General features: G+C 62.6%; 18 protein-coding genes. 12 read left to right on the top strand and 6 right to left on the bottom strand.

The genetic code is table 11. The annotated features are described in order from the left end of the window. Nucleotides 1-2: 2 nt before the first annotated feature. From BLU76_RS06830 to BLU76_RS06820, 3 genes are all read right to left on the bottom strand, one after another. Nucleotides 3-413 carry a RidA family protein gene (locus tag BLU76_RS06830; RefSeq protein ID WP_003201555.1) on the bottom strand — a complete coding sequence of 137 codons (411 nt, stop codon included), beginning with the start codon at nt 411-413 and terminating at the stop codon, nt 3-5. Continuing rightward, a complete protein-coding gene (locus BLU76_RS06825) occupies nt 413-1738 on the bottom strand; it encodes a flavin-containing monooxygenase (RefSeq protein ID WP_092141316.1) in 1326 nt (441 codons plus the stop codon). The genes BLU76_RS06830 and BLU76_RS06825 overlap by 1 nt, the downstream gene beginning before the upstream one ends. A 641-nt stretch (nt 1739-2379) precedes the next feature. After that, nucleotides 2380-3294 (bottom strand): LysR family transcriptional regulator, encoded by a 915-nt coding sequence (locus BLU76_RS06820; RefSeq protein WP_092141319.1) that lies wholly within the window; start codon nt 3292-3294, stop codon nt 2380-2382. Nucleotides 3295-3415: 121 nt separating this feature from the next. Between BLU76_RS06820 and BLU76_RS06815 the strand changes: the two genes are divergently transcribed. After that, nucleotides 3416-4255, top strand: coding sequence for a pirin family protein (locus tag BLU76_RS06815; RefSeq protein ID WP_092141322.1), 840 nt, complete (start codon nt 3416-3418; stop codon nt 4253-4255). A 54-nt stretch (nt 4256-4309) separates the two neighbouring features. Then, nucleotides 4310-5404: an alkene reductase gene (locus tag BLU76_RS06810; RefSeq protein ID WP_092141325.1), complete on the top strand. Its 1095-nt coding sequence runs from the start codon at nt 4310-4312 to the stop codon at nt 5402-5404. Nucleotides 5405-5466: 62 nt separating this feature from the next. On the opposite strand, the gene BLU76_RS06805 is transcribed toward BLU76_RS06810, so the two are convergent. Next, the gene (locus BLU76_RS06805; protein WP_092222140.1) at nt 5467-6522 is read right to left on the bottom strand and encodes a LacI family DNA-binding transcriptional regulator; all 1056 of its coding nucleotides are present in this window, start codon (nt 6520-6522) and stop codon (nt 5467-5469) included. Between the two features lie 128 nt (nt 6523-6650). Between BLU76_RS06805 and BLU76_RS06800 the strand changes: the two genes are divergently transcribed. From BLU76_RS06800 to BLU76_RS06790, 3 genes are all read left to right on the top strand, one after another. After that, nucleotides 6651-7574, top strand: coding sequence for a TIM barrel protein (locus tag BLU76_RS06800; protein ID WP_092222138.1), 924 nt, complete (start codon nt 6651-6653; stop codon nt 7572-7574). A gap of 18 nt (nt 7575-7592) precedes the next feature. Beyond that, a complete protein-coding gene (locus BLU76_RS06795; protein ID WP_092141334.1) occupies nt 7593-8762 on the top strand; it encodes a Gfo/Idh/MocA family protein in 1170 nt (389 codons plus the stop codon). 146 nt (nt 8763-8908) lie between these two features. Next, entirely contained in the window at nt 8909-9811 is a 903-nt protein-coding gene (locus tag BLU76_RS06790; protein ID WP_092141337.1) for a sugar phosphate isomerase/epimerase family protein, read from the top strand. Nucleotides 9812-9820: 9 nt separating this feature from the next. Here BLU76_RS06790 and BLU76_RS06785 read toward each other — a convergent pair whose 3' ends face one another. Beyond that, on the bottom strand, nt 9821-10279 hold the full coding sequence (locus BLU76_RS06785) for a metallophosphoesterase family protein (RefSeq protein WP_092141340.1): 459 nt from the start codon (nt 10277-10279) through the stop codon (nt 9821-9823). A gap of 127 nt (nt 10280-10406) precedes the next feature. Here BLU76_RS06785 and BLU76_RS06780 point away from each other — a divergent pair, with 127 nt between their 5' ends. From BLU76_RS06780 to BLU76_RS06765, 3 genes are all read left to right on the top strand, one after another. Beyond that, nucleotides 10407-11975 (top strand): sensor domain-containing diguanylate cyclase, encoded by a 1569-nt coding sequence (locus BLU76_RS06780; protein WP_092141343.1) that lies wholly within the window; start codon nt 10407-10409, stop codon nt 11973-11975. Between the two features lie 118 nt (nt 11976-12093). Then, nucleotides 12094-14094: a peptidase U32 family protein gene (locus BLU76_RS06775; protein ID WP_092222137.1), complete on the top strand. Its 2001-nt coding sequence runs from the start codon at nt 12094-12096 to the stop codon at nt 14092-14094. A 282-nt stretch (nt 14095-14376) separates the two neighbouring features. Continuing rightward, nucleotides 14377-16116 (top strand): dipeptidase, encoded by a 1740-nt coding sequence (locus BLU76_RS06765; RefSeq protein WP_092222136.1) that lies wholly within the window; start codon nt 14377-14379, stop codon nt 16114-16116. 173 nt (nt 16117-16289) lie between these two features. Here the strand turns inward: BLU76_RS06765 and BLU76_RS06760 are convergent, their stop codons facing one another. Then, nucleotides 16290-16517 carry a DUF3079 domain-containing protein gene (locus tag BLU76_RS06760; protein WP_027911723.1) on the bottom strand — a complete coding sequence of 76 codons (228 nt, stop codon included), beginning with the start codon at nt 16515-16517 and terminating at the stop codon, nt 16290-16292. Nucleotides 16518-16721: 204 nt separating this feature from the next. On the opposite strand from BLU76_RS06760, the gene BLU76_RS06755 reads away from it, so the two are divergent. Genes BLU76_RS06755 through BLU76_RS06740 form a run of 4 tightly spaced genes read left to right on the top strand, consistent with a single transcriptional unit; the run spans nt 16722 to nt 19849 of the window. Further along, nucleotides 16722-17252, top strand: a complete 531-nt coding sequence (locus BLU76_RS06755) for an iron transporter (protein WP_063321427.1) — start codon at nt 16722-16724, stop codon at nt 17250-17252. 2 nt (nt 17253-17254) lie between these two features. Next, nucleotides 17255-17617, top strand: coding sequence for a cupredoxin domain-containing protein (locus BLU76_RS06750; RefSeq protein ID WP_092222134.1), 363 nt, complete (start codon nt 17255-17257; stop codon nt 17615-17617). A 22-nt stretch (nt 17618-17639) separates the two neighbouring features. Next, nucleotides 17640-18494: an FTR1 family iron permease gene (locus BLU76_RS06745; protein ID WP_092222132.1), complete on the top strand. Its 855-nt coding sequence runs from the start codon at nt 17640-17642 to the stop codon at nt 18492-18494. Continuing rightward, nucleotides 18482-19849 carry a 4Fe-4S binding protein gene (locus BLU76_RS06740; RefSeq protein ID WP_092222130.1) on the top strand — a complete coding sequence of 456 codons (1368 nt, stop codon included), beginning with the start codon at nt 18482-18484 and terminating at the stop codon, nt 19847-19849. The genes BLU76_RS06745 and BLU76_RS06740 overlap by 13 nt, the downstream gene beginning before the upstream one ends. Nucleotides 19850-20015: the final 166 nt, after the last annotated feature.

Genomic DNA, 20015 nt, shown 5'->3' with positions numbered 1-20015 from the left:
CCTTATTCGGGGATCACCGCAATCACGTCGATTTCCATCAGCCACTGCGGCTGGCCCAGGGCACTGACCACCAGGCCGGTGGAGATCGGAAACACGCCCTTGAGCCACTTGCCGACCTCCTGGTACACCGGCTCGCGATAACGCGGGTCGATCAGGTACGTCGTGGTCTTGACGATGTGGCTCAGGTCACTGCCGGCCTCTTCCAGCAATTGCTTGACGTTGCGCATGGCCTGTTCGGCCTGGGCGCGAGGATCGCCGAGGCCCACCAGTTGGCCATTGAAATCGGTACCGACCTGACCACGCACGTAGACGGTGTTGCCGGCGCGCACGGCCTGGCACAGATCGTTGTCCAGCGTCTGGTTCGGGTAGGTGTCCTTGGTATTGAACATGCGAATACGCGTGTGAGTAGGCATCAACGAACTCCCGTGAGACTGGTTTTCGAACGCTGTGAATCGCTGTCGAGTGCCGACGCCTGGCGCTGGGCAGCATCCTGATAGGCGAGATAAATGCGTTGCTTCACGATGTGGTCGGCAATATGCCGGGCGTCATGCCAGACGCCCCAGATGAACGCCGAGCCCCGTCGCGACAGCCAGGGCAAGCCGACGAAATACAGGCCCGGTTCCCTGGAAACGCCACGCTGATGCCGAGGCTTGCCATTGGCGCCGAGGGCGTCGACCTTCAGCCAGCTGTAATCCACCGAGTAGCCGGTGGCCCAGATGACACTGGTCACGCCGGCGGCGACCAGGTCCAGTTCCAGGATTGGCCGGGTCAGGCATTGCGGATCAGGCAGCCGGTGACGAGCTTCAGGTTCGAGCGGCAGGTCCAGGCCGTTGCGGGCGATGTAGGCGTCGGCGGCATCCAGCAGCGCCAGGTAGTTTTCGTCGCCGCGGGCGATGTTTTCGGCCAGATTCGGCTCAAAGGTCACCACGCTGCCATTGAACGATTTCGTCAGCCCCACCAGGGTGATGCCCTCCTGGGCCAGCCGGCGAAAATCCACGGTATGGCCACCACGGGCACCGCTCACCGCGATAGTGACGTGCTCCTTGCCCGGCTGGACCGCCTCCGCGTCCCACTCGCCCAGCACGCCTAGCCACCAGCAGAAGTCGCGGTTGCGATAGGCCCGGGGCGGACGATCGTGGGCGCCCACCGAGAGATAGACCTGTTTGCCGGCGCGCTGCAGTTCATCGGCGATCTGCACCCCCGACGACCCGGCGCCCACCACCAACACAGCCCCCTCGGGCAATTGCCGGGGATTGCGGTACTGGGCCGAGTGCAACTGGGTAACCGTCGCCATATCGGGTGCAATCGGTGGAATCACCGGTCGCTGGAAGGGCCCGGTGGCGACGACGACATGGATCGCCTCGATCAAGCCTTCAGAGGTTTCAACGGTGAACCCCGGACGGCCGACATTGCGCTCGACTTTCCTGACCTCCACGCCGGTACGGATCGGTGCGTTGAACTTGTTGGCATAGGCTTCGAAATAATCGGCCACCTGGTCCTTTGTCGCGAAGTCATCAGGACCGAGTCCCTCGAATTCCAACCCCGGAAAACGGTCATGCCAGGCCGGGCCATTGGCGACCAGCGAATCCCAACGTGATGTGCGCCAAGCTTCGGCAATGCCGCTTCGCTCCACCACGAGATGCGGTACGCCTTGCCGGCTCAAGTGCTCACTCATGGCTATGCCGGCTTGGCCGGCGCCTATGACGAGCGTATCGATGTGTAGGGGTTCAACAGGCATGTCTGTGCACTTCCGACAATAGGTTTGATTCAGGCGGGCATGGCGCCGCCTCGGGTTCGGCTTTCTTGTTGTTCTGCGGTTGCGGCTATCGAGATGAGGTGTCGAGGCGATTGTGTTGGCAGGCGGGAATTTGCGAAACGAGGGTTTTTATCGTTGCTGGGAAGGAAAAAAATGGGCTACTGCCCGGGCGTGATACCCAAAGGAACAAGGCGAGTCTTGTTTGCAGCTGAGACACACGGAACCTGTGGCGAGGGAGCTTGCTCCCGCTGGGCTGCGCAGCGGCCCCAAACCTATCACCAAGGTCTGTCAGGCGGACTGCGTCCAGTTTTTAGGCTGCTGCGCAGCCAGCGGGAGCAAGCTCCCTCGCCACAAGAGCGGTTTAGCGGTGTGGCAAGAAGGTCGATGCACGCGGTAGCGCCACCCCTGACATCCACATCTTGGAGAGGGAATGCCTTTGTGGCGAGGGAGCTTGCTCCCGCTGGGTTGCGCAGCGGCCCCAAACCCGTCGCCAAGGTCTGTCAGGCTGATTGCGTTCAGCTTGTAGGCTGCTGCGCAGCCAGCGGGAGCAAGCTCCCTCGCCACGGTATTGAGGTGCGGCACAGCGGGCTTATCCCGCCACGACACCGGCCTGGATGGCTCACTCACTGCATCCGCGCCGGAAACGCCTTGAGCTCAAGTTTCTCCATCACCAACCCGATGAAAGCCGAAACCGCCAGCGGCAACTGCCGCCGGCTCGGATAGAGCACATTCAGACCGAAGCCGACGCGTTGGTATTGTGGCAGGACACGCACCAGCCTTCCGGCTTCCAGGTCGAGGCTGCTCAGCGCCCCGGGCAACACGGCGATGCCAAGGCCTGCGACGGTCGCCCTGCGCAACGCCTGGGCGGTGTTGGCGTGGAATCGGCTGGCGATCTGCACCTGTTCCTCGATGCCGTCCGGGCCAACGAATCGCCAATGGGTCATGCCGCCGGGATGAGCGAAACTCACGCCGTCGTGGTGAGCCAGATCCTGCAACGAAAGCGGTGCGCCGCGCGCGGCAATGTACGCGGGGCTGGCGACCATGCCGTCACCGTCGTTCTTGAGCAGTTGGCGACCGACATACCCCGAGTCCTGCAAGGGACCGCCGCGAAAGGCAACGTCGATGCGGTCGGCAATCAGATCGACCCGGGCGTCGCTGAGCACGAAATCAAGTTGCACTCGCGGATGCGCGGCTAAAAAGTCGGCCACCCATTGCATCGGGAAGAAATCGAAAAAATCCGCCATCGCCGCGATGCGCACCAGGCCGCTGGGTTCCTCGCTGCCCATCATCAGCGCCTGTCCGGCATCCATCAGGCCGTCCACCGCATCCACGCAGCGCTCATAAAACCCCTGGCCCGCATGAGTCAGCGTGAGTTTGCGGGTCGAGCGCTGCAAAAGTCGCGATTCAAGCTGGGCCTCCAACTGCTGAACCCGTCGGCTGACGGTATTGGAAGGCATGCCCAAGCGTCTGGCGGCTTCGGCGAAGCTGCCGCTGCGGACCACCTGAACGAACAGCGCAACATCGTTGAGATCGAGCATGGCACTGACATTCCTTCGTTTTATGGATGAGTTCAATCCGATTGTATCGGCTAATCAATCTATTGGCAGGCACTTATCCTTCTCGCATCGAGGCCCAACGCCCAAGACTTGGAGACACCCCATGAACAGCATCGTCGCAGCACCGCCCCGCGCCATCGTCCATCGCACCTCCGGCAACCGCCATGGGCCGATCACCCGGCTCATGAGTCCCGGTGACCTGGGCCAGCTCTGCAAGCCATTCGTGTTTCTCGATCACTTCGCCTTCAACGCCGACGCCCTGCACAGAGGTTTCGGCATGCACCCGCATTCCGGTATTGCCACGCTGACCTACATGATCGAGGGCCAGGTGATCTACGAAGACACCACGGGCCAGTCAGGCACGCTGCCCAGCGGCGGCATGGAGTGGATGCAAGCCGGTAACGGCGTATGGCACACCGCCCGCCCCGTCGCAGGTTTGCCGAACCAAGGCTTCCAGCTCTGGGTTGCGCTGCCGGCGGCAGAAGAAAATGCCCCGGCCCGCAGCGTCTACCTGGCGCCCTCCGAGATCCCCCGTGAAGGTCCGGCGCTGGTGTTGCTCGGCCAATACGGCAGCGCCCGCAGCAGTGTCGCGGCGCCAGCAGGCATGAATTACCTCGCCGTGCAGTTGCAAGACAACGAGCACTGGCGCTACACGCCACCGGCCGGGCACACCGTCGCCTGGCTGGCGGTCAACGACGGCAGTCTCGATGCTGGCGACACCGTCAATGCCGGGGAAATGGTGGTCTTCGATGAATCCGGCGGGGCCATCGACATGGTTGCCCAAGGCGCAACGTCCTTCGTGCTCGGCTCCGCAGTCAAGCATCCCCACGACCTGGTGATGGGCTACTACTCCGTGCACACCAGCAAAGCCGCACTGGAAAAAGGCGAGAAGGAAATCCAGCGCATCGGCACCGTTTTGCAGCAAGAGGGTCGGCTGGCCTAGCCGCTCCTCGACTCAACCCTGATCCACTGTCCGAATCCCATAGAGGTGAACATCATGACCAACATCGGTCTCGACCTGCTGCTGTCCCGCGCCCAGGTCGGCAAGCTGTCCCTGAAAAACCGCATGATCATGGCCCCCATGACCCGCAGCCGGGCAGGTGCCGGTGACGCCGCCACGCCCCTGATGGCCGAGTACTACAGCCAACGGGCCAGCGCCGGCCTGATCGTCAGCGAAGGTTCCCAGGTGTCGGCCCAGGGCAAGGGTTACCTGAGAACGCCAGGGATCTTTACCCCTGAGCAAATCACCGGCTGGAAACAGGTGACCGACGCAGTTCATGCCGAGGGCGGACAGATCTTTCTGCAGCTCTGGCACGTAGGCCGTCTTTCTCATCCGCTGGTGCAGGTCAACGGCGCCCAACCCGTAGCCCCTTCGGCAATCAAGGCCGATGGCGAGATCTACACCGCCGAAGGTCTCAAGCCCTATGAGCTGCCACGGGCCCTGGAGCTCGATGAAATCCCCGGTGTGGTCGCCGACTTCCGCCAGGCCGCGGCCAACGCGAAGCTGGCCGGCTTCGACGGCGTGGAAATTCATGGCGCCAACGGCTACCTGATCGACCAGTTCCTGCGTGATGGCACCAACCAACGGACCGATGCCTACGGCGGCTCGATCGAGAACCGTGCCCGTTTCCTCAAGGAGGTGGTCGAGTCGGTGATTGAAGTCTTCGGCGCCAGCCGTGTCGGTGTTCGCCTGTCGCCGATCTTCAGTTACTTCTCGATGAGCGACAGCAACCCGCAAGCGACCTTCGACTACACCGCCAGAATGCTCAGCCGCTATGGCCTGGCTTACCTGCACATTGTGGAGTTGGGCGAAGGCCCGTTCGACTTCCTGGAACTCAAGCGCCGCTTTGGCGGGCCGTACATCGCCAATGGCGGCTACAGCGCCGAACGCGCGGCCACTGCCATCAGCCGTGGAGAAGCCGACCTGGTGGCATTCGGCACGCCGTTTCTGGCGAACCCGGACCTGGTGGAGCGTTTCAAACGGGGCCAGGCGCTGAACGCCCCTGACGCATCGACGTTCTACCAGGGCGACGAGCGGGGTTATACGGACTATCCGACCCTGACAGAGGCTCAAGCAGGCCAAGAGGCTTAATACCCAGGAGCCGACGGAACCAGCCTGTTCGCGAAAGCGGCGGCTGAGAATGCATCAAACATTCAGGTGCTTTCCGGCACATCGATCTGAAGCGGCACCACCCGCCTCGGCGCCGAGCCTGGCGAGGTGGCAGTCGCTGCCTCGACCAGGGCTTCGACTGCCTGTTCGGCCATGGTCACGACGGGATGAGACAGCACCGCCTGGACCAGCCCCGTCTTCAACGCCTCGCGTGTCAACGGCGTCAGGTCATGGCACACCACCACAGGCAAGCGAATCTTCTGTTTCTGGAGGCTGCGCAAGGCCCGCAATACGCCGGCGATGCCACCACCGGCCACATAAAGCCCTACCAGGTCAGGCTCTGCGGTGAGCAAATCCAGCGTGTTGCCATACGCGAACTCATCGTCCTCCAGCGTCAGGCGCGACGCGAGCAGCTCCCATTCGCTGGAGTGCTCGGCCAGATAACTGTGAAAGCTCAGCTCACACAATTCCTGGCACTGGAAACGCTGGCTGCTGAGCATGACGGCCGCCGCCCCGGGTCGACTCGCCAGACGGCTGATGAACCAACCTGCCGTGCGGCCCGTGAGTCGATTGTCCAACCCGACATACCCCGTGCCGCTGGCGCTGGACAGCTCCGACAGCAGCGCTACCACCGAAACCCCTGTCTCGCGCAATTGCGCAACCGCCTCCCGGACCCGGGGATGATCCACCGCCACCACGCCCAGGCCGTCCACTTGATCGCGCAGGGCCAGGATACGTTGCGCCACGATGACCGGATCGAGGTCGTCCAAGTAGCCGATGACCACGCGAATCCGTGCTCGCGTGCAGGTCGCGGCAGCGTTCGACAACGCATGGGCCAGCCCCTGGTAAAAAGGTACGCCGCTTTTCTGCAACAGAAAGCCAAGCCGCAAGGTCGGGCGGTCGTTGAGCACCCGCTGCTCGATAACGCCCTTGGCATGAAACCCCAACCGCGCGGCCGCCGCGGCAATACGTTGGGCGGTATCGGCGCGCACATCGGCGCGCAGGTTCAACACCCGGTCGACGGTAGACAAGCTGACCCCGGCCTCCCGGGCGACATCAGCCATGGTGGGGCGAAGCATTCGGCGTGGCTTTTCTGACATGTTTTGACACCTCTGCCCGGCATCATGAGGGGTTTTGACAGATTAAGCCAACGCCCCATGGCCCCCTCCCCAGCAACGCAATAGCATCAAGTCCAGCCCATAACAATAAACACAGCCGGAGAGCTTCCATGGCCATTCACATCTGTACAGCGCCCTGCTGTTGGGGCGTCGATGACGTCAAGAACCCGTTCCTGCCACCGTGGCGCCGGGTACTTGGCGAAGCCGCCGAGGCCGGTTATCGCGGCATTGAGCTGGGGCCTTATGGTTACTTGCCCCTGGACGCCGAAGACGTAGGCCCGGCCTTGTCCGAACACGACCTGCACGTGGTTGCCGGGACGATCTTCGACGACTTGGTCAACCCCGCCAACCTGCCTGGACTGCTGCGCCAGGCCCACGACATCTGCACGTTGCTCAGGCAGTTGCCCCCCATGGAAAAACAGCTCGGCCAACGCTTCGCCGGGCCGTACCTGGTGATCATCGACTGGGGCCACGAGGCGCGCGACTACGCAGCCGGTCACTCGGACCGTGCCCCACGCCTGGACGATGCTCGCTGGAACACGATGATGGCGCACATCCGCGCCATCGCTGACATCGCCTGGCATCAATACGGCATCCGCGCCGTCATCCATCCCCACGCCGGTGGCTACATCGAGTTCGCCGACGAGTTGGCGCGCCTGGTGGACGACATTCCCGATGAAGTCGCCGGGTTGTGCCTGGACACCGGGCATCTCTATTACGCGGGCATGGACCCGGTCGCGTCGCTGCGCACCTACGCCCATCGCCTGGACTACCTGCACTTCAAGGACATCGACCCGGCGGTGTTCGACCAGGTGCTGAACGAACGCATCCGCTTCTTCGACGCTTGCGCCCGGGGCGTGATGTGCCCCATCGGGCGGGGCGTCATCGATTACCCGGCGCTGCACAGCCTCGTGCATGAACTGGGTTATGTGGGTTGCATCACCGTCGAACAGGAGCGTGACCCACGCAACGCCGGGAGCAGCCTCGACGACGTGGCCGCCAGCCGCGCCTACCTGGCCCGCATCGGTTTCTGATCACACAAGGACAACGTCATGATCAACGGCAGCAAAACAATCACGCGGCCCATCCGTTGGGCCATGGTCGGTGGCGGCGAGCACAGCCAGATCGGCTACATCCATCGCTCGGCCGCCCTGCGCGACCGGAATTTCGAGTTGGTTGCCGCGGCGCTGGATATCGATCCAGCCCGTGGCCGAGCCTTTGGCGAGCAACTGGGTATCGACCCCCAGCGTTGCTATCCGGACTACCTCAGCCTGTTCGAGCTGGAAGCACAACGTCCCGACGGGATTGAAGCGGTGTCAATCGCCACGCCCAACGGCACCCACTACGCCATCACCCGCGCCGCCCTGGAAGCAGGGCTGCATGTGGTCTGCGAAAAGCCGCTGTGCTTTACCCTCGAGCAGGCCGAGGCGCTGCGCACCCTGGCGCACGCCAAGGGACGCATCGTTGGCTTGACCTACGGCTATGCCGGGCACCAGTTGATCGAGCAGGCCCGGGCGATGATCGCGGCGCAGGCACTGGGCGAGATCCGCATGGTGCACATGCAGTTTGCCCATGGTTTTCACTGCGCCCCGGTGGAGGCGCAGAACCAGGCCACCCAGTGGCGCGTCGACCCGCGCCAGGCCGGGCCCAGCTATGTACTGGGGGATGTCGGTACGCACCCGCTGTATTTGTCCAAGGTGATGTTGCCCGATCTCAAGATCAAACGCTTGATGTGCAGCCGGCAAAGCTTCGTCGCCAGTCGCGCACCGCTGGAAGACAACGCCTACACCTTGATGGAGTACGAAGGCGGCGCCATGGGCATGGTCTGGTCCAGCGCTGTGAATGCCGGTTCCATGCACGGGCAGAAAATCCGCGTGATCGGCTCCCGGGCCAGCCTTGAATGGTGGGACGAGCGGCCCAACCAGTTGAGCTTCGAGATCCAGGGCCAACCTGCGCAGACCCTGGAACGCGGCATGGGCTACCTGCACGCCGACGCGCTGCAGGACGACCGCATCGGTGGTGGCCACCCCGAAGGGCTGTTCGAAGCCTGGTCCAATCTCTATCGCCGCTTCGCCCTGGCCATGGATGCAGCGAACCGCGGTGACAGCGAGGTGCTGGCCGCCCTGCGCTACCCCGACATCGACGTCGGCGTGGAAGGCGTGCGTTGGATCGAACGCTGCGTGGAATCGGCCAACCAGGATGCTGCTTGGGTCGCCTATTGACCCGACACCCGTCAGTCAAATAACCCTGTGGCGAGGGAGCTTGCTCCCGCTGGGCTGCGAAGCGGCCCCGTCTTGGGACTGCTGCGCAGTCCAGCGGGAGCAAGCTCCCTCGCCACGGGTAATGAGCGTTCCTAAGGAGAACAACAATGAAAATCGCCCTCGACCCCTACATGCATCGCCACCTGAGCCTGCCGGACCTGTGCCGCAAGACTGCCGAGCTCGGTTTCGAATACCTCGAACTGTCGCCACGGGAAGATTTCCTGCCCTGGTGGGTTCGCCCCCGCGCCCACAAGGAACGCATCGCCGAGTTCAAGAAAGCCCTGCGCGATCACGATCTGCAACTGGCCTCGCTGCTGCCGATGTATCGCTGGGCCAGCCCCCACGAAGACGAACGCCGGGCAGCGGTGAACTACTGGAAGGAGGCCATCCAGATCGCCGTGGAAATGGGTTGCACGACGATGAACTCGGAGTTCGGCCGTGGGCCGTCGCCTGATCGCGGGCATAAAGTCAGTTGCTGCGGTGGTGTGCACAGCCACGAATCGAGCGAAGCGGCCTGGTGGCGTTCGATGGAAGAACTGGTGCCTGTCCTGGAGGCAGAAGGCGTCACGCTGAACGTCGAACCTCACCCGGAGGACTGGTGCGAGACACTGCACCCGGCCCTCGACATGCTCAAGACCCTCGGTTCGAACAACGTCAAGTTCCTCTATTGCACGCCGCACACCTTCTATTTCGGCGATGACATGAAAGCCATGATCACCGAGGCCGGGTCGATGATCGCCCATGTCCACATCGCCGACACCTACAATCACAAGGCCTCGTCCGGCCTGCGCTACATCGTCAACCCGCCCGGCGCCAAGGTCACCGTCCACCAGCATATGGACATGCACCAGGGCGAGATCGACTGGGACCTGTTCTTCAGTGAGCTGGCCAAGACCGGCTTCGACGGCATCGTCACCGCGTGCGTGTTCGGCTGGGAAGAGCGGGCGGATGAATCCGGGCGCTTCATGCGCAAGGAAATCCAGTCCTACGTCGACAAATACTTCAAGTAAGCGTGTCCATCACTCCAGCAACTGGACCAGCCGCGGCTCGATCGCGCCAGCGCTCACCTCGACCAACGCCAGCGTCACCGGCAGCGTAAACCGCCGCCGGCCGGCGCTGCCAGGGTTCAGGTACAGCCGGTCGCCACGCCATTCGATGCCCGGCTTGTGGGAATGGCCGCTGATCACCCAGTTCACGCCCGGGTCGAGCGAGTCCTGTACATCGGCAATGTCGTGAACCAGCAAGACCTGCCATCCACACAGGTCGAATTGCAGGCGGTCAGCAAGCGGCCCGGCCCAATCGGCCCCCAGGTCGTTATTGCCGCGCACCATGTGCAATGGCGCAATCGACGCCAATTGATCCAGGATCTCGGGGCTGCCGATGTCACCGGCATGGATGATACGCTCACACCCCTGCAATGCTGCCAGCGCTTGCGGGCGGAGCAGACCATGGGTGTCGGAAATGACGCCAACTTTCATGAAACCTCTCTCCCCAATCGTGTGTCGCCGGTTGTACCTGCCTCGTCGTAGCAAGCTAACGTGCTGAAATCGAATAAGATAGGCTGCGCATCAATAGTGTGCAGGCCCGTCGTAAAAGGAAATGTTGATGCTCGGACGCAAACGGCCAGAGCCAAAGATTGAAAACACTGATGAGGTCTTTTCTCCCCAGAGCGCCCAGGCCGGAGCGGCGTTGCGGCTCACCGTGAGCTTCATGCTGGTGGTGGTTGTGGCCTTCCTGGCCGTCGAAGGCTGGCGGACCTGGCGCGACTACCGCGCCGCTTTTGCATCTGCCCGGGATTCAGTGACGAACCTGGCGCGGGCGACGGCCCAGCACGCTGAAGACACCATTCGACAAGTGGATGTGGTCACCGCCGCCCTCGCCGAACGAGTGGAGGGCGATGGCCTGCAGAACATGGATATCCCGCGCATCCATAAACTATTGGTGCAGCAGGCCGCCATCATGCCGCAACTGCACGGGTTGTTTATCTATGGCCCGGACGGCCAATGGCTGGCGACGGACAAGGAGACGATCCCGGAAATGGCGAACAACGCCGACCGCGACTACTTCCAATACCACCGCACCCACAAGGATCAAGGCGTGCGCATCGGTGACGTCGTCAAGAGCCGTTCCACCAATGACCTGATCATTCCCATTTCCCGCCGCCTGAACAACCCCGATGGCTCGTTTGCCGGCGTATTGCTGGGAACAGTTAAGGTGAGCTATTTCGTCGACTACTACGGCGACTTCAAAATCGATGGCAAAGGCGCGCTGGTCCTGGCCAAGCGCAGCGGAACGATCCTGGTCCGACGTCCCTTCGTCGCTTCGGTGATTGGCAAGAGCCTGGTTAACAGCGTGATTTTCAGAGAACATTTACCCACCTCCAACCAAGGGGTTGCCGAAGCCAAGGCCGTCGTCGACGACACCGAGCGCCTATACGGCTACCGGGCGCTGACCACTTACCCGCTGGTGGTGGAAGCCGGCTTGTCCCGCGAATCGATCATCGCGCCCTGGCGCCGCGACCTGTTCAAGACCGGTTTGGTGCTGATTTTCCTGATCGCGATACTGGTGGGCTTCGGGCTCATCGTGTTGAGCCAACTGCGCTACCGCATGGCCATGGAGAAGCAGATTCGCAGCGCCCACCAGGCCATGCGCGACATGGCGCTGACCGACAGCCTGACCGGGCTGGGCAACCGCAGGCGCCTGGACATCGCCCTGGCCGATGAGATCCGCCTGGCCAGGCGCCAGGGTTCGTCCCTGGCCCTGATCATGCTCGACGTCGATTACTTCAAGCGTTTCAACGACAGATACGGCCATGCCGCCGGGGACGATTGCCTGCGGGCGATTGCAGCCGCGCTCAGGCAGACCATCAAGCGGCCGGGCGACCTGGCTGTCCGCTACGGCGGTGAAGAGTTCACCGTGCTGCTGCCAAACACCGACAGCGCCGGCGCCACCAGGGTCGTGCAGCAAATCCTCGAAGCGGTCAGGGCCTTGAACATTGAACATGGCGACCATCCCTTGGGCATCGTGACCATCAGCGCGGGCGTCACCACCTGCCAGCCGAGCGGCGAGGACGTCACCCCGGCCATGCTGATCAGGGCCGCGGACGCCTTCCTGTACCTGGCCAAGAACACCGGGCGCAACCGCTGGTGCAGCGCCGGCTCGACGCCTGGGTGACCCCAGCAGGACCGCCGCGTATCGGTCAAGGTCGTGCTAACCCAAGTCCACAGGTGCCTGCAAGGCGCCTGGCGGCTACAATGCTCGCTTCGACCGTGACCAGCCTGACTAAAAACAAATGTCCTTGCCCAAACATCATCTGGAATTGCTCAGCCCCGCCCGCGACGTGACCATCGCCCGCGAGGCCATCCTGCATGGCGCCGACGCCGTGTACATCGGTGGCCCGAGTTTCGGCGCACGTCACAACGCCTGCAACGAAGTGGGCGATATTGCCCGGCTGGTGGAGTTCGCCCATCGCTACCACGCCCGTGTGTTCACCACCATCAACACCATCCTGCACGACAATGAGTTGGAGCCAGCCCGCCAACTGATCCACCAGTTGTACGATGCCGGCGTCGATGCGCTGATCGTCCAGGACCTGGGGGTGATGGAGCTGGATATTCCACCCATCGAGCTGCACGCCAGCACCCAGACCGACATCCGTACCCTGGCCCGAGCGAAGTTCCTCGACCAGGCCGGTTTCTCGCAACTGGTCTTGGCCCGTGAGCTGAACCTGCAGGAAATCCGCGCCATCGCCGACGAGACCGAGGCGGCCATCGAGTTCTTCATCCACGGCGCGCTGTGCGTAGCGTTTTCCGGCCAGTGCAACATCTCCCACGCCCAGAACGGCCGCAGCGCCAACCGTGGCGACTGCTCCCAGGCCTGCCGCCTGCCCTACACCCTCAAGGACGACCAGGGCCGGGTGGTCGCCTACGAAAAACACCTGCTGTCGATGAAAGACAACAACCAGAGCGCCAACATCCGCGCCCTGGTCGAAGCCGGCGTGCGTTCATTCAAGATCGAAGGCCGCTACAAGGACATGGGTTATGTGAAGAACATCACCGCCTATTACCGCCAGCGCCTGGACGATGTCCTCGAAGACCGTCCGGACCTGGCCCGCGCGTCCAGCGGCCGCACCGCGCACTTCTTCGTCCCCGACCCGGACAAGACATTCCACCGTGGCAGCACCGACTATTTCGTCAGCGAACGCAAGATCGACATCGGCGCCTTCGATTCGCCGACCTTTACGGGCGTGCCGGTGGGCGTGGTGGAAAAAGTCGGCAAACGTGACCTGCAAGTGGTGACCTTCGATCCGCTGTCCAACGGCGACGGCCTCAATGTGCTGGTCAAGCGCGAAGTCGTCGGTTTCCGCGCCAACATCGCCGAGCCCAAGGGTGAGTTCGAAGAGGACGGCCAGAAGCGTTACCGCTACCGTGTCGAACCCAACGAGATGCCGGCCGGCATGTACCAGTTGCGCCCCAACCACCCGTTGAGCCGCAACCTGGACCACAACTGGCAGCAAGCGTTGCTCAAGACCTCCTCCGAGCGCCGCGTCGGCCTGGCCTGGGTTGCGCGCCTGCGCGAAGAGCGCCTGGAACTGACCGCCACCAGCGAAGAAGGCATCAGCGCCAGCGTCGCCCTGGACGGACCGTTCGGCCAGGCCAACAAGCCGGAACAGGCCCTGGAGCAATTGCACGACCTGCTCGGCCAACTGGGCACCACCGAATACCACGCCACCGCGATCGAGCTGGATGCGCCCCAGGCGTTCTTCGTCCCCAACTCGCAGCTCAAGGCCTTGCGCCGCGAAGCCATCGAGGCCCTGACCAGCGCCCGCATCAAAGCCCACCCACGCGGTGGCCGCAAGGCCGAGACCAACCCGCCGCCGGTGTACCCGGAATCGCACCTGTCGTTCCTGGCCAACGTCTACAACCAGAAGGCCCGGGACTTCTATCATCGTCACGGCGTCAAGCTGATCGACGCGGCGTTCGAGGCCCACGAGGAAACGGGAGAAGTGCCGGTGATGATCACCAAGCACTGCCTGCGCTTCTCGTTCAACCTCTGCCCCAAGCAGGCCAAGGGGGTCACTGGCGTGCGCACCAAGGTGGCGCCGATGCAGCTGATACACGGTGATGAAGTGCTGACGTTGAAGTTCGATTGCAAACCCTGCGAAATGCACGTGGTCGGCAAGATCAAGGGACACATCCTCGACCTGCCGTTACCTGGCAGCACGGCGCAGCCCGTGGTCGGCCACATCAGCCCTGAAGACCTGCTCAAGACGATCCCCCGCGCACCGCATTAAGCAATGCGCACCTATGGCAGCGAGCTTGCTCGCGATAGCGGCGGGCCTGCTTGCATTGAGGCTGAATGTATCGCCGCCTTCGCGAGCAAGCTCGCTGCCACATGGGTTTTCGGGTGTTTGATGGCCCTGCGCCATTTTTCATTTCTGCGCCGTTTTTGCTTCGCTGTGCGACAGATTTTCCTGCAGGACTCCCCCACCCTTTCCTCGCGGTGTTAGGTTGCAAGCGTTTGTGTCATCAAATCAGACACTTGTCTCCTACCGCCTGCAAAGGAATGCCCAGCAATGGACTTCTCGCTCAAACATCTGGCAGTGACCACCCTGCTGCTGTCCAGCCTCGCTTCGATCACCACACCAGCATTCGCCAACATCACCGCCCAACAGGGCGCAGCCATCGTCAAAACCTTCTCCAACACCTCAGCCACCGATTTCAGGCAGTTCCTGGCCGACGTGGCCAAGAGCGACCTGGGCAAAACCGCCAACCTCGGCCCGGCCATCAGCGCGTTCCAAGGCAACAAAACCCTTTCCGCTGAACAGCAGAATGAAATCCATCGCCTGTTGGGTCTCTATGCCCGAGTGAAATACGGCCAAGCGGCCACCGAGACGCTGAAGGAACTGGTCGCCATCCCGACTTTTCGCAAGGACGGCGTCGCCCAGCACGAGAACCCGGAATTTCTCAAGATCGCCGACAAGATCAAAAGCCTGGCCGAAGCGTTCAACCTCAACTTCCGCAATATCGATAACCGCGTCTATGAGATTTCCCTCGAAGGCGGCGGTGACGAAGTCGTCGGCATTCACGCCCATGCCGACGTGGTGCCGGTAACGCCGGAAAACTGGGTGTTGAAAGATGGCACCCGCCTCGACCCGTTCAAGGTCACCCTGGTGGGCGACCGCATGTATGGCCGCGGTACCGAGGACGACAAGAACGGCATCGTGGTCGCGCTCTATGCCATGAAAATCATCAAGGAAGAGAAACTGCCGCTGGCGCGCAACTTCAAGCTGCTGGTCGACACCACCGAGGAAACCACTGGCGACGCCATCCCCTATTACTTTGAACGCAACCCGACGCCCAACTACAACCTGGCACTGGATGGCGGTTACCCCGTAGTGATCGCCGAGAAAGGCTATGGCACCGTCATGGCGAACTTCACCCGACGCGCTGCACAGGGCAAGGGGGCAGAAATTACCGCGCTGACGGGCGGCCTGGCGACCAATCAGATTCCGTCGACGTCCGTTGCCACCTTCGCCAGCGACAAGCCCGCCGAATTGGCTACCAGCCTGCTCAAGGCCGGTACCGACTATGCCAAGCGCAATGGCGGTCACTTCGAGGTGGCCAGCCAGGTTGTCGGCAAGGATGTCCAACTGACCTTCACTGGCGTGTCCGCCCACTCCTCCGAACCCGAGTCAGGCGTCAACCCGGTGGCAAGGATGCTGGACTTCATCCATGGCCTGGACGGCAAGGTCGCGCTCAAACGCAACCACATCACCGACGCCGCCCGCTATGCCGCCGACAACTGGGGCCTGGACTATCTGGGCAGCAAACTGGGAATTGGTTTTTCCGATGCTTTCATGGGCCCGCTGACCGCGTCCCTGACCTACGTCGGCATGGACGAGAAGACCTTCAAGTTGGCGGTCAACCTGCGAGTGCCAGTGGGCAAGACCACAGCAGCCCTCAAGACTGAAATCGCCGACAAACTGGCCGCCTGGAGCAAGAAGTCCCACGTCGCGGTGGCCTTCGACTATTCCATTGACGAGCCGATGTATCGCAACCCCGAGGGGGAATGGGTCAAGGCACTGCTGGCCGTGGCAAGTGAAAACCTGGGCATGGAACACAAATACGGCACCTCTGCCGGCGCCACTTCGGTTCATGACTTGCCCAATGGCGTGCAATTCGGCCTGGCCATGCCCGACGTCAAGTACACCGGTCACAACGACAACGAGTTCAAGACGGTCGAGCAGTTCCTGTTGGACTTGCAGATCGTGACCGAGATGATGGGGCGGATCGGGCAGTTGCCGAAGCTCTAAGGTGCGTATGATCCATTGTGGCGAGGGAGCTTGCTCCCGCTGGGCTGCGAAGCGGCCCCTAAACCTGCCAAATGCGCAGCATCAGACACACCCCACCCGCCGGTTTACGACTGCTTCGCAGCCGAGCGGGAGCAAGCTCCCTCGCCACAGGGGGCCCCTCACTACAGGTTATTTCATTCCTTCGGGTGAGTGGCGCTTGGATCGATGACCTTGGCGGTGATATCGACCAGCTCCAACCCCCAATCCCCGTGCAGATACCAATCCTCCCCAATCATCTCAGCCGGATGCATCGTTCGATCGGCACCGTTGCCGCAGGCCAGCGCACTGGTCGGACAGTAGCGATCACACCCCCAGCAAATGCGCTCGGGATGTTTGGGACTGATGGGAAAGGGCTTTGCCATGACGACCCCGTATAACGGATGGGTGTACCCGCACCCTACCGCGTCGGGGCGCCGTGCCCCTTGATCGCGATCAAGAACAACCGCGCAGGAACGAGTCGTCACTCGTTGTTGGAAAATTCGCGCTGAAAATTGACAAGAATCATTATTATTCGCAGCAAAGCTTCCTAGACTCGGCGCCATCATTTAGCCAACCAGGAAGTCATCATGCGCACACTTGCAACTCTGCCTCTGGCCCTGCTGTTTCTCGCACCGCTGGCCCAGGCCAAGGAATACCCCATCGGCGAACCGCAACTGTGCCCGGGACTGGAGGTCGGTGCGGTGTATTTGCAGCCGATTGAAATGGCCCCGGCCGGGATGATGCGCGCCACTGCCGATTCCGACGTGCATCTGGAAGCCGACATCCGCGCCACGGCGGACAATAAGCAGGGCTTCCAGGAAGGCAGTTTCGTGCCCTACCTCAATGTGTCGTTCCAACTGAAGAAACAAGGCAACGACACCGAACTCAAGGGTGACTTCCACGCCATGGTCGCCAACGACGGGCCGCACTATGGCGACAACGTCAAGCTGCTCGGCCCGGGCAAATATCAACTGACGTTCACCCTCCTGCCACCTGGCGGCCATGGCTCCCTCGGCCGTCATACCGACAAGGAAACCGGCGTGGCGCCATGGTTCGAACGTTGCGAGCTGCATTACGAATTCGTCTATGCCGGGATCGGTAAAAAAGGCGGGTACTGAGCATGCGCCGCTCATCCTGCCCACGGCACGTCGCGCCTCATCGACGCCTGGCCTGGTTGACGCTGGCCGGTTTGCTGCTGCCCTCGATCGCCCATGCCGAACTGCCGACCTACGAGCTGAGCATACGCGACGGGCATTTCACGCCGTCGCAACTGGAAGTACCGGCCGGGCAACGCTTCAAGATCGTGCTGAAGAACATCGGCCAAGGCCCGGCGGAGTTCGAAAGCACGCCTTTGCGCGTCGAGAAAGTGCTCTCGCCCGGTGTCACGACCTTCGTGGTCATCCACCCACTGCGCCCGGGGCACTATCCGTTTTTCGACGAATTCAATCCGCAACTGCCCGAGGGCGGGATTCTCGCGCAGTAGTTGGTCTGCAGGAGGCATTTGCATGACTCAATCGATGTTCATTGTATGGCGCGAAAGCGTCGAGGCGTTGTTGGTGATCGGGATTCTCCAGGCCTGGGTCAGCCGGCAACACCAGGCCAGCCAGCTGTTGCGCTATGTATGGACCGGCGCGGCGCTGGGCCTGTTGCTTTCGGGCGTGCTGGCCGGCCTGATCCTGCTGGCCGGCGAGGCCATGAGCGGGACGGCCAATGAATGGTTCCAAGCGTCGCTGGCACTGGTCGCCAGCCTGCTGATCGTGCAGATGGTCGGCTGGATGCATCGAAACGCAAGGACGCTCAAGCATGACCTGGCGCGCCACGCCGACCAGCGCCTGAGCCGCCAGGGCGGCCTGGGCCTGTTGGTGCTGGCCCTGCTGGCGGTCAGTCGCGAAGGCAGTGAAACCGTGGTGTTCTTGTATGGTGCCGGTGGGCGCCTGCAAGGGCCGCAACTGGGCTTGTTCGCTGCGGGCGCGCTGGCCGGGCTGGTGCTGTCGCTGCTGACCGTCTCGTTGCTGCACAGCAGCCGCCGATTCATCTCATGGCCGCGTTTCTTTGCCATCAGCGAAGCGATCCTGCTGCTGTTGGGGGCGGCGTTGCTGGTCAGCGGTATCGAGCGGGTCGGCGGGCAACTGCTCGCGATGGATTGGCCCGAGGCGGTGTATCGCGCCATTGGCGACGCGCTGTGGGACAGCAGCGCGATTCTCGACGACGGCCATGGTTTCGGCGGGTTCCTGGCGGACTTCACCGGGTATCGGGCCAGCCCGAGTGCGATGACGCTGCTGGTGTGGCTGGGCTATTGGGGCGTCGTCGCGGGCTGGCTGCGGCCACGCAAGACGGAAAACCTGCCATGCCCGACCTGAACCCCTGGCTCCAACTCCTGGGCGACGGCATGCGGCGCCACGGTGCAACCATTCGTGCCGTGCAATGGGCAGTGGTACTGTTCTACGCGGTGCTGCTGGTGGTGCCGGCCCTGCTGCCATTGCCCAGCGGCCAGGCACGCCTGTTCGACAATCTCACGCTGCTGGCGCAGTTTCTGTTCTGGGGCCTGTGGTGGCCGTTCGTGTTGCTGTCGATCGTGTTGTTCGGGCGGCTCTGGTGTGGCGTGCTGTGCCCGGAAGGCGCCTTGAGCGAATGGGCCAGCCAGTACGGCAAGGGCTTAGGGGTGCCGCGCGGATTGCGCTGGGCTGGCTGGCCGACCTTGGCGTTCTGCCTGACGACCCTCTACGGTCAACTGATCAGCGTCTACGACTACGCCCAGGCGGCGTTGCTGATCCTGGGCGGCTCGACCGTCGCCGCGGTGATCGTCGGCCTGTTGTTCGCCCGGGGCAAGCGGGTGTGGTGCCGCTACCTGTGCCCGGTCAGCGGCGTCTTTTCCCTGCTCGCTCGCTTGGCGCCGGTGCACTTTCAGGTGGACGAACAACGCTGGCTGAAAAACCCCGCACCGCGCCGCCCTCCTCCCAACTGCGCGCCCTTGCTGGACATCCGCCGCATGCGTGGCGCCGCCGATTGCCACGCCTGTGGTCGCTGCAGCGGCCAGCGCGATGCGGTGCGCCTGATTGCCCGCTCCAGCAGCGAGGAAATCCTGCACTCGACGGCTAACACCCTCTCGCCCTGGGATGTTCGCTTGCTGTTGTTCGGTGTCATCGGCCTGGCCATGGGCGCCTTCCAGTGGACTGTCAGCCCATGGTTCATCGACCTCAAGCAAAGCCTGGCCCAATGGCTGGTCGGTCATGATTGGCTCTGGGCACTCCAGGACAATGCACCCTGGTGGCTGTTGACGCACTATCCGCAACTCAATGACAGTTTCAGTTGGCTCGATGGTTTTTGCATCGTTGCGTACCTGGGCATGAGTGCGCTACTGATAGGCACTTCGCTGATGCTGCTGATGCGCCTGGCGGCACGCCTCTCGGGTGACAGCACACAATATCCGCCCTTAGCCATCACCCTGACGCCCCTTGGCGGTGCAGGGTTGTTCCTCGGCTTGTCGGCCACCACGGTCAAGCTGCTGCGCTATGAAGGTCTACTGCTGGAATGGGTACAACCGGCTCGGGCCGTATTGCTGATAGCGGCGATAGCCTGGAGTTTATGGCTGGGCTGCAAACGCCTGCAGCAGGCGCAGACTCCACCGATCCGACGATGGCCAGCCATGGCCTGCCTGGTCTTGGCCAGCAGCCTGGTGGGTTATGGCTGGTGGCTGCAGTTCTGGGGATGGTGATGTGTTCACAACACCTAGATTCGATACAAAACCCTGTGGGAGCGAGCTTGCTCGCGATGAGGCCAGCAAGCCCGACATGCATGTGACTGAACCACCGTCATCGCGAGCAAGCTCGTTCCCACAGAGGAAACGCGATCACCAAAGAACCAGGTCGGCTATCAGGCCA

This window comes from Pseudomonas sp. NFACC08-1 (assembly GCF_900106735.1).
In the GTDB taxonomy this organism is placed as follows: domain Bacteria; phylum Pseudomonadota; class Gammaproteobacteria; order Pseudomonadales; family Pseudomonadaceae; genus Aquipseudomonas; species Aquipseudomonas fluorescens_Q.
This window is presented reverse-complemented; position numbering and strand designations above follow the sequence as displayed.

Coding starts and splice junctions, on each gene's coding strand:
- BLU76_RS06760 (WP_027911723.1), bottom strand. CDS start 16,517: ATGGCAAAGCCCTTTCCCATCAGTCCCAAACATCCCGAGCGCATTTGC.
- BLU76_RS06765 (WP_092222136.1), top strand. CDS start 14,377: ATGGACTTCTCGCTCAAACATCTGGCAGTGACCACCCTGCTGCTGTCC.
- BLU76_RS06805 (WP_092222140.1), bottom strand. CDS start 6,522: ATGTCAGAAAAGCCACGCCGAATGCTTCGCCCCACCATGGCTGATGTC.
- BLU76_RS06780 (WP_092141343.1), top strand. CDS start 10,407: ATGCTCGGACGCAAACGGCCAGAGCCAAAGATTGAAAACACTGATGAG.
- BLU76_RS06755 (WP_063321427.1), top strand. CDS start 16,722: ATGCGCACACTTGCAACTCTGCCTCTGGCCCTGCTGTTTCTCGCACCG.
- BLU76_RS06790 (WP_092141337.1), top strand. CDS start 8,909: ATGAAAATCGCCCTCGACCCCTACATGCATCGCCACCTGAGCCTGCCG.
- BLU76_RS06740 (WP_092222130.1), top strand. CDS start 18,482: ATGCCCGACCTGAACCCCTGGCTCCAACTCCTGGGCGACGGCATGCGG.
- BLU76_RS06830 (WP_003201555.1), bottom strand. CDS start 413: ATGCCTACTCACACGCGTATTCGCATGTTCAATACCAAGGACACCTAC.
- BLU76_RS06795 (WP_092141334.1), top strand. CDS start 7,593: ATGATCAACGGCAGCAAAACAATCACGCGGCCCATCCGTTGGGCCATG.
- BLU76_RS06750 (WP_092222134.1), top strand. CDS start 17,255: ATGCGCCGCTCATCCTGCCCACGGCACGTCGCGCCTCATCGACGCCTG.
- BLU76_RS06815 (WP_092141322.1), top strand. CDS start 3,416: ATGAACAGCATCGTCGCAGCACCGCCCCGCGCCATCGTCCATCGCACC.
- BLU76_RS06785 (WP_092141340.1), bottom strand. CDS start 10,279: ATGAAAGTTGGCGTCATTTCCGACACCCATGGTCTGCTCCGCCCGCAA.
- BLU76_RS06745 (WP_092222132.1), top strand. CDS start 17,640: ATGACTCAATCGATGTTCATTGTATGGCGCGAAAGCGTCGAGGCGTTG.
- BLU76_RS06775 (WP_092222137.1), top strand. CDS start 12,094: ATGTCCTTGCCCAAACATCATCTGGAATTGCTCAGCCCCGCCCGCGAC.
- BLU76_RS06825 (WP_092141316.1), bottom strand. CDS start 1,738: ATGCCTGTTGAACCCCTACACATCGATACGCTCGTCATAGGCGCCGGC.
- BLU76_RS06800 (WP_092222138.1), top strand. CDS start 6,651: ATGGCCATTCACATCTGTACAGCGCCCTGCTGTTGGGGCGTCGATGAC.
- BLU76_RS06820 (WP_092141319.1), bottom strand. CDS start 3,294: ATGCTCGATCTCAACGATGTTGCGCTGTTCGTTCAGGTGGTCCGCAGC.
- BLU76_RS06810 (WP_092141325.1), top strand. CDS start 4,310: ATGACCAACATCGGTCTCGACCTGCTGCTGTCCCGCGCCCAGGTCGGC.